Here is a 16,131-nt window from a genome sequence, read left to right on the forward strand (position 1 = left end):
GGAAATTGTTTGTAGATGGCTTCTCAGCATATGAATGTGACATTAGTAGAGCAATACTCTACAGGCCATCATACTGAATACCTGCTCCACGTTATTAGTGAGTTTAAAGGCAGCAATGTGTCGATTCATTTTGTTGGCTGCCCACAGTTATGTCACTTACTTAAAGGCAAAGTAGCCTCGGCCTCCCCTGTAACACTTGATAGCCAAGGTCACTTTATTCAGCGTGAATATAATAAAGTTAAGTTTATCAAAGAAGTATTCTCATTGGCTAAGCAACAAAAAAGTGATCTTGTACATTTTGTCTATATCGACCGTTTAATACGCGCATTATATTGCATGAAACACAACTGTAATGTTCCGGTTGTTGCCACGCTTCATTGGGCATACATGTTATCTGAATTCAACACTTCGATTGGTCGAAAATTATCGGGGAAAGTCGAACGCTTTTTGCTTAACCGGCTGTTTAAAAAAGGGCTAAAACTTATTACGCATTCACCCAAAGTGGCTAAAGCGTTTAATCAGTTAAAGGCATATAGTGCTTATGCGCTAAATTACCCCATTGCACATCATTACACATACACAGAGCAAGGTCGGCAGAAAGTGCGACAAGCACTTAATATTAATAAAAACGATAAGTTGTTGTTGTGTTTTGGTGGTACGCGTGCAGATAAAGGGGCTGATGTTGCTGTTGAAGCGTTAAATCAATTGCCCGATGAATACCATTTATTAATCGCAGGCCAAGAGCAAGACTATAGTTATGATTATTTAAATAATATTGCTTGCCTCGGCCAAAAAGAACAACAGCTTCATTTTGTAAAAGAATTTATTCCCGATGAAGAAGTGGCAAATATATTTTCAGCGGCAGATATTGTATTGCTACCTTACAAAGAAAATTTTGCCGGACAAAGTGGCCCTTTAACCATTGCCGCTTCTATAGGGGTGCCTTTACTGTCGAGTGACGTAGGTGTTTTAAGAGAAACAATTGACAAGTATCACTTAGGGGTTTGTGTGAGTCATTTTCGTGCTCATGAAATGATGACTGCATTGAATTCTTTAGATATTAAGCTCAAATATAGGGACAATACCTTTTTGACTGAAAGCAGTGTTCACTCTTTTAGCATGAAAACAGTAAAAGTTTACAACGCTTGCTTAGTTAATAGTGAAAATTGAAATGCACTTTAATTATTATTTCAATAAGCTAGTTGCTCCATTTGTTCTTGCTCTGATCTTCTCTCCAATAGCCGTGTTTAAGTTACTCAATTTTGGCGGAAGTTATTTTCCTGAGATTGGCTTGGTGTTTATGGTCTTTTTCTTTTCTATCAAGAAAAAGACCATGAATGACTTTACTGAAAGCCGTGCGCTGTTGTGCTTGATGCTGATTATAGTTTTGGGAGTTATTGGTCTACTTTTCGGTAATAACATACTGCATATATATTCTGAAGGAAGGTGTATTCTTGCATTAGTGCTATCTTATCTTTATATATCGAATGCGAAAAATGAGAGTGAATATATCGAAAAGCTTGAATTTAGCTTGTATTTCACTTTGTTCATTTTTGCCTTTTATATCATTAATTACATTTTTTTATTAGATACGCCAAGCGTTAAAAAATATTTTCCTATGATTGGGATTTGGGTTGCTTTACTCGCCGCCAAAAAGTTTGGCTACAATAATATTCTAATTGGATTCCTTTGTATTGTATCTCTGGCTGCTGCGTATTCACTCTATCGCTCTAATATTTTAATTATAGTGTTCGCATTTTTGTGGTTCATATCATTCATATTTGATTCAATAACAATTAAACGGCTAGCAACCGGTTTAGTATCTATTGTTGTAATAATAATGGCGGGAATTATTCTATTGCCGAGTATTTTAGACTATTACAATAGTAGCGAAAGTCACATGATTCATGGCTTATCAAAATGGTTGGATCTGGCTAACTTTATTCGACATAGGGAAATGACAGATGTCGAATCCGTTAGGCTTAGCTACTATAGCTATATACTAAACAACTATTTGATTCTTTTCTCTCCAAGTGGCTTTGGTTACTATAAATTGGCAGATATTGAGTTTTGCCATGCTTTCATCGAATGTATAGATGGAAGTATAAGAGACAACTCGTTATTTTACTTGGTGATAACCATTGGTAGTGTAGGAACACTATTTATTCTTTCATTCATATGCAAGTTGTTCTTCAATGCTTCACAAAAATTAGTCTTAATTGAAAAGCTTAGACTATTAGTAATATTTGTATCTTTTCTCTTTTTTGTAAACATAACAGCTGCAACTTTTGGTGAACTTTCTACCGCCATTCTTACTGGTTTACTAATGGGAATTATAAAAAGTTACCATACTTTTCTAAGGGTAAAGGTTTAGAATGAAACATAGAACAATTAACAACAAAAGCCTCGTTGTATATCACTATGTTCCCCACTATAGAAAGGCAGTCTTTGAGGCGATGATAAACGAAGGTAGCTTTTATGTTGCAGCTGGCGAGACCACGAACAATGACATTAAAGTGGAAGTGTTTGATGAGAAGAGCCAATTCACTCACTCATTAACTAACATTTGGCTGTTTAAAGGGTTGTTGTGGCAACGAAAATTGCTTTCTCTTGTATTAAAGGAGCAATATCAGAATGTTATTTTTCTAGCAAGCCCGTACTTTATATCTACATGGGTGGCCGTATTACTGGTAAAAATTAGAGGCGGTAAGGTTTTATTCTGGACCCATGGTTTTGTAAGAGACAACTCTTTCAAGGAACGGCTAAAGTTACGTTTTTTAAAATTAGCTGACTGCATTTTGCTTTATGGAGATAAGGCGAAGAAAAACCTAATCCACAACGGTATTGAGCCCAGAAAGTTACACGCCATTTATAATTCTCTTGATTACGATGCTCAAAAAGTATTAAGAGAACAAATCACACCTTCTCAACTTTCCGCCACTAAATCTTCGTTATTTATAAAGCCGAACTGTATTCAGGTGCTATTTATTGGCCGACTGACAGCCCATAAGAAGCTTCATGAACTGATTTTAATGCTAGCTAAATTACGTGATGAGAATTTAAGCGCCAATCTACTTTTTGTTGGTGACGGAGCAGAGAGACTTAACTTAGAACAACTAGTACATAAGCATGCTTTGGAAAAACATGTTACGTTCTATGGTGCTTGTCATGATGAAAACGAACTAGCATGTTTGATTTGTAGCAGTGATGTATGTATATCACCAGGTGAGATTGGCTTAACTGCGATGCACAGCTTAGCGTACGGTGTCCCTGTTATAACTCATGATGATGAAAGATGTCAGATGCCAGAGTTTGAAGCAGTAATTCACGGGAAAACAGGTTGGCTATTTGAGCATGGTTCTTTTTGCTCTTTAGTTGAGACAATGCGTAAATTTATAAGCGAGCCGATCCCACAAGTGCGACAAAACTGCATTGAAGAAATAGAGAGCCGGTATACACCCGATAAGCAATTATATTTTATTAAGAAAGCAATAAAGGCGACTTATGAAAGTTAAATTGTTTTTAAGGAGATGTCGTAACCTGTTGCAATTAATGCCACGCAAGCTGTTTAAAATAGATGCGACCAGTGATGTGAAGTTTGGCAGTGATATAGCTTCAGATTTAACCATGGGTACGTATGGATACATTGGCAGAGGTGCATCCATTTGTCCAAAAGTTTCGATCGGTAACTATGTGATGTTGGCGACAAATGTTTCAATTGTTGGTACTGATCATTTATTTGAACAGGTTGGATGTCCTATTGTTTTTTCTGGACGCCCAACAATAGAATCGACCAATATAGGACATGATGTTTGGATTGGTCATAATGCGACTATTATGGCTGGTATTAATATTGGCGTAGGTGCCATTATTGCAACAGGCAGTGTGGTCACTAAAGATGTTCCTTCTTGTGCAATTGTTGGTGGGGTTCCGGCCAAACTAATTAAATACCGTTTTGAAGACAACGAGAGCATTCAAAATCACGTTAAGGCCATGAAAGAATACTCGCTAGCAGGTTTACCGCCGTCTAAAAATAGAAAGTAGCGAATTACACAGTAAAGGTATTGAAAATTGACCAAAGTGAATTTAGGTGTAAAGCAAAAGAACTGGAGCACAAGAATTAAAATAGCTCGTGTACTATGGTTGGCTTGCCAATTCATTTATTGGCCCATTTTTCCGAAAATGTTTAGCCCTGTTCGTATTTTTGTTGCCCGTCTGTTTGGCGCTGAAATAGGTAAAGGTTGCCTCATTAGTAAAGGCGTAAAAATATGGATGCCTTGGCATTTGAAAATGGGCGATTATGCGTCATTAGGTGTTAATGTTGAGGTTTATAATTTTGCAAAAGTTACCATTGGAAGTCATTCATGTGTTTCACAATATAGCTATTTATGCTCCGCTAGCCACGATTATACGAATTCAATTCATCCACTTATTTACAAAAATATTCATATAGAAGATCAGTGTTGGATTGCAGCAGGCGCTTTTATAGGGCCGGGGGTTACGATTAACTCTGGCTGTGTGATTGGTGCTAGAGCTGTAGTTACTAAAAATACTGATGCATGGTTTGTTTATGCAGGGAATCCCGCGGTAAAAATAAAACCAAGACAAATAAGTGATGCCCCCGTTTAATTTATTATTAGTTGTTACCTCTACTATAGGTTGGCTGTTTAAGGATGAATATTGAAAGATAATTCTTTAAGTGTAGTTATTCTGACGTTTAACGAAGAGTTACATATCAAACGCTGTTTAAGCTCACTTCTTAACGTGACAAATCAAATATTTGTTGTTGACAGTTTCTCTACTGACAAAACGTTAGAAATTTGCGCATCATTAGGTGTGCAAGTATATCAGCGCCCATGGAAAAATTACGCGGACCAGTTTCAGTGGGGACTTGATAATTGCCCCATCCAAACCACTTGGGTCATGCGAATGGATGCAGATGAATATATAGAGCCAGATCTTATCGAAGAACTACCTCGAGTGTTATCTCAAGAACAAAATGTCGATGGTTTCTATCTTCGTCGCAAATATCACTTTTTAGGTAAGTGGATTAAAAAAGGCGCGGTTTATCCCTTAAATTTATTAAGAATTTGGCGGCATGGTCACGGAAATATAGAAAATAGATGGATGGATGAACATATAGTTCTAAAGGGTGATGGAACTACTCAGCAGCTACTAGGCCATGTTGTCGATGATAATTTAAATAATACGCGCTGGTGGATAGACAAGCATAATAAATACGCCGACCGAGAAATGATAGATATTCTGGATAGAAAGTATCATTTATTCGAAAAAGATGAACAATTAAAAGCTGAAAATACTCATTCACAGGCAAAAATAAAGAGAATTGTTAAAGAGCATATTTATAACCGTCTTCCTATTTTTATTAGGCCAGTATTTTACTTCTTCTACCGATACATTTTAAGGCTAGGTTTCCTTGATGGGAGGAGAGGTTTTGCATTTCATTTTTTTCAGGGACTTTGGTATCGAGCCCTTGTAGATCTCCGTGTTTATGAAGCAGAACAAAAATTAAAACATTGCCATTCCACAAGTGAAAAAATTGCCACATTAGAAAATTTAACTGGTCTAAAACTAAAGTGAAATATTTAATTTATAGCATTAATTATGCGCCAGAGCTGACAGGTATAGGTAAATACAACGGCGAATTCGCACAATATTTGAGTAGTAAGCATATCGACGTGAACGTACTAACCGCTCAGCCCTATTACCCGGAATGGTCGCTACATGACGATTATGAAAATAATTGGGCAACAGAGGTTGTTGGCAATATCAGTGTATTTCGATGTCCGCTATATATTCCCAAAAAGTTGACCACATTTAAGCGCATCATTCATTTGTTTAGCTTTGCATTTAGCTCTGCTCTGCGTTTATTCAGTTTATTTCGATTGAAACCCGATGTGATTTTCATTGTCCAGCCAACTTTATTTTGTGTCCCCGCCGCCCTTATATATTCAAAATTAGTGGGGGCTAAGAGTGTATTACACATTCAAGATTATGAAATTGACGCAATGTTCGGTCTTAAAATGGGCACCGGCGGTTTTTTGAATCGAATAGCATGTAAAGTAGAGTCTTGGTTGATGAAACGGTTCACCAAAGTATCATCGATATCGAACGCCATGTTGGAAAAAGCAAAACATAAAGGTGTTGAGTCAAACCGGCTAGTCTACTTTCCTAACTGGACAGACATAAACTTTGTCTCACCTGAAAAAGTGAGCACAACTTATAAAGCTCGACTGGGTTTTGAGCCTATGGATAAGATAATTTTATATTCAGGTAACTTAGGCTTGAAACAAGGATTAGATATCATATTGGAAGCTGCAAAAGAAATTAGTGCTAATAGCGTTAAGTTTCTTATTGTTGGCAGCGGAGCATATGAACTTGAGCTAAAGCAAAATGCCAATAAAATGGGATTAAGCAACGTTATATTTTTACCAATTCAACCTTGGGAAGATATGCCCTATTTGCTTACGATGGCAGATATTCATTTGGTTGTTCAAAAAAAGGGCGCTGCCGACTCAGTATTACCATCAAAGCTAATCAACATTTTATCTGCTGGAGGACACGCAATAATTACAGCAGAAGAAAACACTGAATTAGCAAACATAAGCAAAGCTAACCCAGGAATTTATCACTGCATAGATCCTGAAGAGCCCTGTCTGTTGATACAAACTATAGAGGCACTGCTAAACGTTGATACACAAAAGTGCAATGAAATAGCCCGTCATTATGCGGAAGTTAATTTTGGGCAACAGCATATAATTGACAATTTTATTGCTACAATACAATAAGATACAAGCTTTACAGGCCACTGTTATTTTGTGTCAGCTTTTTTTACATTCACGTATTTTTTAGCATTGACATTCCATAGCAGGATTCTAATAGATTGATTCTAAAGAACTTATTTGCCATGGCTTGATTTGTGCATATAGTTACATCGAGATAATATGTTGTCCAAAGTTATGAAAAGGTAGTAGTAAAAATGAAAATGATTAAACGACTTTTGGTTTTGTCTGGTTTTATTTTTTCGATAAATGCAAATGCTAACTTATTGGTTAATGGTAATTTTGATGAAGTTGGTAATGTAGGTGAATATGCAGGTGAAGTTATTTACGCTGCTCAAAACCCGAACCCAACACTTGATAAATTGAATGCTGATAGTTTTTTTAATTGGGGACTTTTTTCTGAGATCCCTAGCTGGCAAACACTGCCTCTTTCAGATCATGACGGCTTGGTTGAAGTTTTACATACAGGTGCAAATGTAGGTGTAGTAGCTCATTCTGGTGATTTATTTTTAGAGTTCGATTTAGATGATGATGGGTTTCAATACAATGGTGCTATTGGCCAAACAGTTATGGGTTTAACTGTTGGGAATTCATATAGATTATCATTTTACTATCAACCAAGAACAGATACGGCCGGTGATAATGATGTCAATATTCATGCGTTTGAAGGCGATTTAAGTGGATTTGATGCGACACAAAATATCGTGACTTCTGCGAGTTCAGATAGAGTAGCTTGGCAAAATGTAGAAGGCAAAGATGCAAATGGTTGGAAGCAATACTCAGTAAAATTTACGGCAACTAGCGATACTATGTCAATTGCGTTTGCTGGTGCCGGCAATGTAAATGGTCAAGGCGGTTTCATTGATTCAGCTGATCTTACGCAAATTCCTGAGCCTGCTTATATATTTGCTTTAGGTTTGGCCATTATGGGAATGAGTCGTTTACGCAAACAAAAATAAATTTAACTTAAAGTCATCTAAAAAAGACCATATATTTGGTCTTTTTCTGTTATATGCACTCTTTAAACCACTAAATTCTTGGTTTTCAATAATGACTTACCTTCGCTGTTTGTTATCAAATACATTCATATGTTGCTTCAAATAAGTGTTTGAATTAACTTAACTCGATAAGCACTCATTATATAGATGTTAATCCCTAGTGCTATGAATTTTTCTGAACGATACAGACTGGTAAAAGTTTATATTATCTATACCTTTTGGTAACTTAGCTTAATCTAGTTCATTATTCCTAATTGAAATTAATTTGAGATTACTATGACAAATAAAGTAGCCCTAGTGACTGGTATTACTGGTCAAGATGGTTCATACCTTGCTGAGTTTTTATTAGCCAAAGGCTATGAAGTACATGGCATAAAACGACGTGCGTCTTCATTTAATACCGAACGTATAGATCATATCTATCAAGATCTACACAGTGAAAGCCCGAACCTGTTTCTTCATTATGGTGACCTTACAGATACCTCCAATCTAACCCGACTATTGGCAAAAATTCAGCCTGATGAAGTTTATAATTTAGGTGCACAAAGCCATGTTGCTGTGTCGTTTGAATGCCCTGAGTATACTGCCGATGTAGACGGCATAGGCACATTACGCCTATTAGAAGCCATTCGTTTTTTAGGTTTAGAGAAAAAGACTCGTTTTTATCAAGCATCTACCTCAGAGCTATATGGTGATGTCAGGGAAAGCCCACAAACAGAGCAGACTCCTTTTTACCCCCGTTCACCATATGGCGTAGCGAAAATGTATGCCTACTGGATGGTAGTAAATTATCGTGAGGCGTACGGCCTTCATGCTAGTAACGGCATATTGTTTAATCATGAATCTCCTCGTCGAGGTGAAACTTTCGTGACTCGAAAAATTACACGAGCACTGGCAAATATATCACAAGGTCTAGACAGCTGTTTGTATTTAGGCAACATGGATGCGCTGCGAGATTGGGGTCATGCAAGAGATTACGTTAAAATGCAATGGTTGATGCTCCAACAAGACAATCCAGACGACTTTGTCATTGCCACGGGTCAGCAGTACTCGGTAAGACAATTTGTCGAGCATGCGGCTAATGAGCTGGGTATTAAACTACAATGGCAAGGAGAAGGAGTAGAGGAAAAAGGTATTGTTGCTGAAGTAAGTGGTGAGCATGCAACAGAAGTTCAAGTTGGTGATATCATTGTTTCTGTTGACGAAAAATACTTTAGGCCTGCTGAAGTTGAAACGCTATTAGGCGACCCAAGTAAAGCAAAAAAATTACTCGGTTGGCAGCCAGAAACCAGCTTTGAGCAGTTGGTAACAGAAATGGTTCAGCATGACCTAAACATTGCGAAAAAGAATGCTCTATTGCAATCTCATGGCTATGACGTAGCCGTAAGTAACGAGAGTTAACATGACAACACAACGTGTTTTTATTGCAGGTCATAATGGCATGGTAGGCTCTTCAATTGTTCGCCAACTAGAGGAGCAGGCGGGTATAGAGTTAATCCTAAGAAACAGAAGTGAGCTTGATCTTACTAACCAAGCTGAGGTTGTTAATTTTTTTCAAACGGAAGATATTGACCAAGTATATATCGCTGCTGCTAAGGTAGGAGGTATTGTCGCAAATAACACGTATCCGGCGGACTTTATCTATCAAAACCTGATGATGCAATGCAACTTGATACATGCCTCTCATATGGCAGATATTAACAATCTTTTGTTTCTTGGCTCATCTTGTATCTATCCAAAACTTGCGAACCAACCGATCAAAGAATCTGAATTACTCACTGGTACATTGGAACCAACAAACGAACCTTATGCCATCGCCAAAATTGCAGGTATAAAATTATGTGAGTCTTATAATAGGCAATACGGCAGAAATTATCGTTCGATAATGCCAACAAATTTATATGGTGAACACGATAATTTTCATCCGACAAACTCACATGTAATTCCCGCACTGATCCAGCGTTTTCATCAGGCCAAAATAGAAAATTTGCCAAAGGTAGTCGCATGGGGCTCAGGTAAGCCTAAAAGAGAATTTCTTCATGTTGATGACATGGCCAGTGCAGCAATTTTTGTAATGAATTTAGCGTCAGAAAAATACCAAGAGAATACCCATGAGATGCTAAGTCATCTTAATGTCGGCACTGGCGTCGACTGCACTATTAAAGAGTTAGTTGAAACTGTTGCTAAAGTTGTCGGCTATAAAGGGGCTATCGTATTCGATAGTACCAAGCCTGACGGCGCACCAAGAAAGTTATTAGATGTGACCCAACTAAGTAATTTAGGCTGGCAGTATCACATAGACTTACCAGAAGGGCTCAACAGAACATATCAATGGTACCTATCACAAGAACAGGTACGGCAATAGCTGATAAATAAGTTAGCTGTCATCAAAGTACTTATGTTTTAAGTAGGCTTTATTAATATGCGTTTTTATTAACAAAGCCTTTAAAAATAGTAAGCACAATTATTTTTAAATCAAAAAGTAGCGACCAACGATGAATATAAGCTAAATCAAATTCAATTCTTTTTTCCATTTTTTCCAGAGTATCCGTCTCGCCTCGCCAACCATTTATTTGCGCCCAACCCGTAATACCTGGTTTTACTTTATGCCTAAGCATGTATCCATCAATAAGTTGTCTATATTCTTCATTATGGACAATAGCATGAGGTCTCGGCCCAACAATAGACATACTACCTTGTAATACATTAAAAAATTGAGGCAGTTCATCTAGAGAAGTACGCCTTAAAAATGCTCCAACGGGAGTGATTCTGGCGTCAAATTTAGTTGCTTGTTTGACTTTATCAACCTCCTTTTGCACAAGTGCCATTGAGCGAAATTTATAAATTTTAATTTCCCTACCGTCTAATCCATAGCGTTTTTGCTTGAATAAGACAGGCCCTTTTGAAGTTAACTTCACTAGTATTGCGATAAAAAACATAGGAATAAGAATTAAAGATAAAATGACGATGCTCAACACAATATCCTCCACGCGTTTAATCGTGACATTAAACCCTTCAAAAGGTGAGTCATAAACACTCAACGTTTCCATGTTTCCTATTTGTTGCCATTTTGCATGAAGTAGATTGTAAATAAGAAAATCAGGAACAATGTGCACGGTAGCTGTTGAGTCTCGAAGCTCACTTAAAATTTCAGTAATTCGCTCTTCTGCTTTTAGCGGCATCGCAACAAAAACCTGATTCACTTCATGTTTTGACTTAATTAACGCCAGAGCATCTTTGATATTTCCTTTCTTAGAGTTTTGCAATTCTAAGGGCAGGCGAGAGGCTTCCCGATCATCATATACTCCTTCAATGGTTAACCCTAACTGCGGATTATTCTGAATTTGTTGGGCTAATTTCAAACCTGAAGATGTAGCGCCTATAATAACTACAGACCTAGTGTTTGCTCCGGATTTTCGAAAATAAAAGAGTAATTCCCTGAAAAATATTCGCCAAATTACTAAGCCAAAGGAAGTAACTACAAACCAAGTACCAATTGCGAGTCGAGAATAGACAACACCCAATTTAGTAAAATAAGCTAAAGTGATTAACACGACGCAGCTCAAGGCCCAAGTTAACACTGCATAAGACACCATGGCTAACGTAGTTGATGTTCGCCATGAACGATATAAATCTACCGTTTGCCCAAAAAATAAGAAGCAGGTTAAGCTGATAAGTAATACTAATTGATAGTGGATAGTGACAGGGACTTGATACCAAAACAGACACGCAAAAAACGTGAAGCCAATAACGACTAAGTCAATGACTCGATAAAGCGATGAAAAACTACTTTGAATGGTATTAAGTAAACCACTAGACATCGTTTGTTAATGTTCCACAATTATATGACGCTTTTAAGTCTAACCTTATATTTACTAAGAAAAAAGAAATCAATGCCACAAGCAATTACATATTGTTTCAAATGCCTACGAAATTTAGTTACAATCTTCAAAATTAATATGGTGGTAACTACTAAATTAATTGGTTTTTAGAGCTCAATTGTTTAGTATTCAATCATTATTTGTAAACATTAATTACGTACTTGTTCTTTAACTGTAAAAATAACAAAAATGCTATTTCACGAGCAGAGACGATGATTAATGCTCTCCAATGTAGTTTATGTCGGCTTGTTAGGTGAAACTCTCCTTTCTAACTTCGTAAGCAGCTAAAAATATAATTATTTGAAAGGAAGCTTCATGCGCTTTACAACTAGTGCTGTACTATTAACTTTATGTGTCGCACATGCAGGAAATGCATCATCGTTTAACGAAGATGAAAGGGATGATCAGAGTATACCTATCGCTGGCGGTATGTTATTAACTCCTTTTCTTAATATTCAACAACGTTACGACAGTAATGTTGCATCCACCAATATCGAAGATATTAATTCGTGGCTAACCATTTTCCAACCTAACGTTAAATTGACACGGGAATTTGGTGAGTTCGGTAAGCATAATTTTGAAATAGATTGGATCTTCACCCATGGTGCATACCATGCAGCTCAAGATGATAGCTACAACGATCATGATATCTCAGGAAAGTTAAACTACGAGATTAATCAGCGTCATAGACTGATGTTTCAAGGTGGTTATATTGACAGCCATGAAGAGCGCGGCAGTCGATTCTCAATTGGTACCGGTGGTTTGCTTGAAGAGCCTGATACATACGAACAAATATATGGTGGTGTTCAATATACTTTTGGCGCATTGGAAGCAGATATGCGCTTAGAAGTGGAAGTAGGTTATTTTGACAATGACTATCGTAGTGTTTTTACTGAAAGTATTGTTACAGGAGAGCCATTTGATAGCACCGCAGCTCGAGATAGAACAACCGAAGAATTTGGTGGAACCTTCTATTACAAAATTGGGGCTGCGACTGATTTAACAATTGAAGCTTGGTCAACAGAGTACGATTATGACTATACTCCAACACCTGCAGAAGAGCTGTCGAGTAATGAAAGCCGCGTATTTGTTGGTGCAAAGTGGGAGGCTACGGCGCTAACAACAGGCTTTGCCAAGGTCGGTTATAAAGAAAAAGAGTTTGATAACCCACTTTTTGAAAATTTCTATAATGTTGAATGGGAAGCTGAAATTGATTGGGCGCCTAAAACGTATTCTCATTTTACATTTAAGACAGGTCGTCGAATAGAAGAAACAAATGGTGAAGGCTTCTTCATCGAGTCTGCCATAGGGAATGGCTATGTAATTAATAGCACCCAGCACTCAGCAGATTGGCGTCATGAATGGAGAGATCGCATTAGTAGCGAGGTAGTTTATGCCGAAAATAAAGATGTTTATACCGGCTTAACGGGGAAAATACGCGAAGATAATAATACTTCAGTGAAGCTCGCGCTGTATTATGACATGTCTTATTGGGTGAGCTTTTCGTTAGCATATGATTACATAGATCGAGACAGTACGAGAGAGCTGCTCAATTATGATCGAGAATTAGTAACCCTAGGCGTACGTCTTGCATTATATTAATTAACATTGAAAGCTAGTACGCTATATATTGGTAACTTTAAAGAAGTCATTATGTTTAAAAATAGTCATTTCATCTACATAGTGGTAGCCATTGTACTTTTGGCTATACAGGCGAACGCCAATGCCCGAGATCAAAAAGATTATCGATTAGGGGCTGGAGACGTTATAAAAATTACCGTTTTTGGCCAAGATGATCTATCTATAGAAACCATGCTAAATGATAATGGTAAAATTGATTATCCATTTTTAGGGCAACTACAAGCATCTGGAAAAACACTAGAAGAGTTTCAACAGCAAATACTAAATGGGCTAAAGGGAGACTATTTGATTCACCCGAATGTCTCTGTCAGTGTCATTCAATACCGTCCATTTTTTATTGATGGCGAAGTGAAAACACCTGGTGGCTACCCTTTTCAGCCTGGGCTTACGATCAATAAAGCCGTAGCACTAGCTGGTGGTTATACTGAACGAGCATCACTGTCAAAAATTTTTATTATTCGAAGCAGTGATCCTGAACAAAAATCTATCAATGTTGATGGCAATGAATTGCTTCAACCAGGTGACATCATCACCGTTAAACAAAGTTACTTTTAAGAGTTGAGTGAATGAGCATTGCCCTAATAGAGTCAAATAAACAACCAGCTACTGGTGATGAAACCATCGATCTACAAACTTATTTTAAAGTTATCTACAGAGCGAAATGGAGCATTCTCAGTCTAGCGTTTGCAATAACTATATTGGCCACCGTCATTGTATTCTCAACGACTCCTAAATATACCGCTACGGCCACACTTCTTATCCAAGCCGAACAAGCTAACGTTGTATCCATTGAGCAAGTCTATGGAATAGATTCAGGCCAAGATGAGTATCTTTTTACCCAGTTTGAAATTTTAAAATCTAAACATTTGGCTCAACGGGTTATTGATAAACTTAATTTAGTCTCACATCCAGAGTTTGATCCTGATAGAAAAAAAGAGAATTTTGATATTGTCGGAATGATCAAATCATTTTTACCTTTTTTACCTCAAGAAAAATATACTTATACTGAAAGCCAAAGGTTAAGCATAAAAAATAGAGTAGTTGCCAATGAATTTATTAGACGGCTGTCAATATCACCCATCAGAAAAACTCAACTAGCAAAAATTTCGTTTGTTTCTGAATCACCTGATCTTGCGGCTAGCATTGTCAATACTTTGGCCGAGGTTTACATAGAAAGTCATTTAGAATCTAAACTTGAAATGACTGAAAAAGCATCTACTTGGCTTAATGATAGACTCAGTACGTTAAAAAATAAGCTAGACGAATCTGAAAGAGTGCTACGGGATTATCAAAATAAAGAGCAGTTAATAGATATAGATGGCGTAAAAAGTTTAGAAGCAAAAGAGCTTCAAGAGCTCAACCAACGCCTATCAGCCGCAAGACAACAACTTAAGCAAAATGAACAACTCTATCAGCTAATTGAAGAAAAAAAAGGCGATATCTCTGCATTAATTGCGCTTCCTGAAGTGTTAAATCATGCATCTATACAAAGTGTCAACGAATCCCTTCAGGCAGTAAGAACTAAAGTTTCAGAGCTTCAAGGCGTGTTTGGTCCAAAGCATCCAACGATGATTGCGGCCATATCTGAACTTAGATCAGTTAACGAAAATATGAACAATCAGGTTCAGGTACTTATTTCAGGCATTAACAACGAATACAAATCGGCCAAAGCGCAAGAGAGTGGCCTTGCAAAAGCAGTTCAATCTAAAGGTCAACGCTTTCGAGAGTTATCCGTTTTAGACTCAAAACAACAAGAGTTAAAAAGAGAAGTAGAGAGCAATCAATACCTTTATAACGCTTTTTTTACACGCTTAAAAGAAACAAAAGAGGTTGGAGAGTTTGAATCTGCTAACGCCCGTTTGGTTGATCGTGCACAGCCTCCACTTGCTCCGTCAAACCCAAAGAAAAAACTGATTATCGGCTTATCAATGATCATTAGCCTTGTCTTTGGCGCGGTTTTAGCGTTTATTTCAGAGTTACTTAATGACGGGATTCGTTCCGTTGATGATATTGAGAATAAACTACTGCAACGCATGTTAGGGTTGGTTCCACTGCAAAAAGTTGCACGTGGTGAAAGACTGCCATCAAAAATATTTTTTGATTCAAAAGAGCATGCGTTTAGTGAGTCCATTAGAACATTGCGCACCAGTTTATTATTGCTAAATATTGAACATGAAGCGAAAGTTATTTCAGTCACATCGTCTATACCACAAGAAGGTAAAACTACGGTTTCTACAAACCTATCATTTGCCTTGGCTCAGCTTGAAAAAGTATTGTTGATCGATGCTGATATGCGCCGCCCTGCAGTAGGTAAGGTGTTTGACTTACCTGCATTTCAACCGGGTTTATCAAATATCATTTCTGGAACCCATACGCTTTCTGAGTGCTTAGTGCGAGATGAACAATCAGGTATCGATATCATTGCCGCAGGAACACTTCCTCCTAACCCACAAGAATTGCTTGCGTCGAAAAAATTCACACAATTGATTGAATCGGTGAAAGAGAAATATGATCGCATCATCATTGATACCGCACCGACACAAGCAGTAAGTGACGCGATACTAATCGCTCAGCAAAGCGACTCATTAGTCTACATTGTCAAAGCAGATAGTACACGCGAGAAAGTGATTAAGTCTGGTTTAAGCCGTTTAATGGAAGCGGGTGCCAGAATTGACGGCATCGTACTCAATCAAGTTGATTTGAAGCAGGCGGGTAAGTATGGCGAGTACACAGGTTATTATGACCAGTACGGTTACAATGCTTCCGTATCCTCATCCGCTGAAGAGCAAAACAAGGCACCTGTCTAGC

The 16,131-nt window shown here is 37.6% G+C and carries 13 protein-coding genes and 1 pseudogene; 13 read left to right on the forward strand and 1 reads right to left on the reverse strand.

Annotation, left to right across the window (positions count from 1 at the left end):
• Positions 1-15: 15 nt before the first annotated feature.
• The 10 genes and pseudogenes from QUE03_RS17925 (at position 16) to fcl (ending at position 10,166) form a co-directional block, all read left to right on the forward strand.
• Entirely contained in the window at positions 16-1,170 is a 1,155-nt protein-coding gene (locus QUE03_RS17925) for a glycosyltransferase family 4 protein (RefSeq protein ID WP_286263335.1), read from the forward strand.
• Entirely contained in the window at positions 1,160-2,374 is a 1,215-nt protein-coding gene (locus QUE03_RS17930; protein ID WP_286263336.1) for a hypothetical protein, read from the forward strand. Before QUE03_RS17925 ends, QUE03_RS17930 begins: the two co-directional genes overlap by 11 nt.
• A 1-nt stretch (position 2,375) precedes the next feature.
• Positions 2,376-3,515 carry a glycosyltransferase gene (locus QUE03_RS17935; RefSeq protein WP_286263337.1) on the forward strand — a complete coding sequence of 380 codons (1,140 nt, stop codon included), beginning with the start codon at positions 2,376-2,378 and terminating at the stop codon, positions 3,513-3,515.
• Positions 3,516-3,792: 277 nt separating this feature from the next.
• Positions 3,793-4,044: pseudogene (locus QUE03_RS19675) on the forward strand (DapH/DapD/GlmU-related protein); the annotation flags it as partial.
• A 36-nt stretch (positions 4,045-4,080) separates the two neighbouring features.
• Entirely contained in the window at positions 4,081-4,629 is a 549-nt protein-coding gene (locus QUE03_RS17945) for an LbetaH domain-containing protein (RefSeq protein WP_286267911.1), read from the forward strand.
• Between the two features lie 51 nt (positions 4,630-4,680).
• Entirely contained in the window at positions 4,681-5,601 is a 921-nt protein-coding gene (locus QUE03_RS17950) for a glycosyltransferase family 2 protein (protein ID WP_286263339.1), read from the forward strand.
• Entirely contained in the window at positions 5,598-6,809 is a 1,212-nt protein-coding gene (locus QUE03_RS17955) for a WcaI family glycosyltransferase (protein WP_286263340.1), read from the forward strand. Before QUE03_RS17950 ends, QUE03_RS17955 begins: the two co-directional genes overlap by 4 nt.
• Positions 6,810-7,006: 197 nt before the next feature.
• Entirely contained in the window at positions 7,007-7,762 is a 756-nt protein-coding gene (locus tag QUE03_RS17960) for a PEP-CTERM sorting domain-containing protein (RefSeq protein ID WP_286263341.1), read from the forward strand.
• Positions 7,763-8,077: 315 nt separating this feature from the next.
• Positions 8,078-9,202 (forward strand): GDP-mannose 4,6-dehydratase, encoded by a 1,125-nt coding sequence (gene gmd, locus QUE03_RS17965; RefSeq protein ID WP_286263342.1) that lies wholly within the window; start codon positions 8,078-8,080, stop codon positions 9,200-9,202.
• Position 9,203: 1 nt separating this feature from the next.
• Positions 9,204-10,166, forward strand: a complete 963-nt coding sequence (gene fcl, locus QUE03_RS17970; RefSeq protein WP_286263343.1) for a GDP-L-fucose synthase — start codon at positions 9,204-9,206, stop codon at positions 10,164-10,166.
• 52 nt (positions 10,167-10,218) lie between these two features.
• On the opposite strand, the gene QUE03_RS17975 is transcribed toward fcl, so the two are convergent.
• Positions 10,219-11,622, reverse strand: a complete 1,404-nt coding sequence (locus tag QUE03_RS17975) for an undecaprenyl-phosphate glucose phosphotransferase (protein ID WP_286263344.1) — start codon at positions 11,620-11,622, stop codon at positions 10,219-10,221.
• Between the two features lie 375 nt (positions 11,623-11,997).
• Here QUE03_RS17975 and QUE03_RS17980 point away from each other — a divergent pair, with 375 nt between their 5' ends.
• Genes QUE03_RS17980 through QUE03_RS17990 form a run of 3 tightly spaced genes read left to right on the forward strand, consistent with a single transcriptional unit; the run spans position 11,998 to position 16,130 of the window.
• A complete protein-coding gene (locus QUE03_RS17980) occupies positions 11,998-13,284 on the forward strand; it encodes an outer membrane beta-barrel protein (RefSeq protein WP_286263345.1) in 1,287 nt (428 codons plus the stop codon).
• Between the two features lie 51 nt (positions 13,285-13,335).
• The gene (locus QUE03_RS17985) at positions 13,336-13,878 is read left to right on the forward strand and encodes a polysaccharide biosynthesis/export family protein (protein ID WP_286263346.1); all 543 of its coding nucleotides are present in this window, start codon (positions 13,336-13,338) and stop codon (positions 13,876-13,878) included.
• An 11-nt stretch (positions 13,879-13,889) separates the two neighbouring features.
• Entirely contained in the window at positions 13,890-16,130 is a 2,241-nt protein-coding gene (locus QUE03_RS17990) for a GumC family protein (RefSeq protein WP_286263347.1), read from the forward strand.
• Position 16,131 lies beyond the last annotated feature (1 nt).

Source organism: Thalassotalea atypica, assembly GCF_030295975.1.
Classification (GTDB): Bacteria; Pseudomonadota; Gammaproteobacteria; order Enterobacterales; family Alteromonadaceae; genus Thalassotalea_F; species Thalassotalea_F atypica.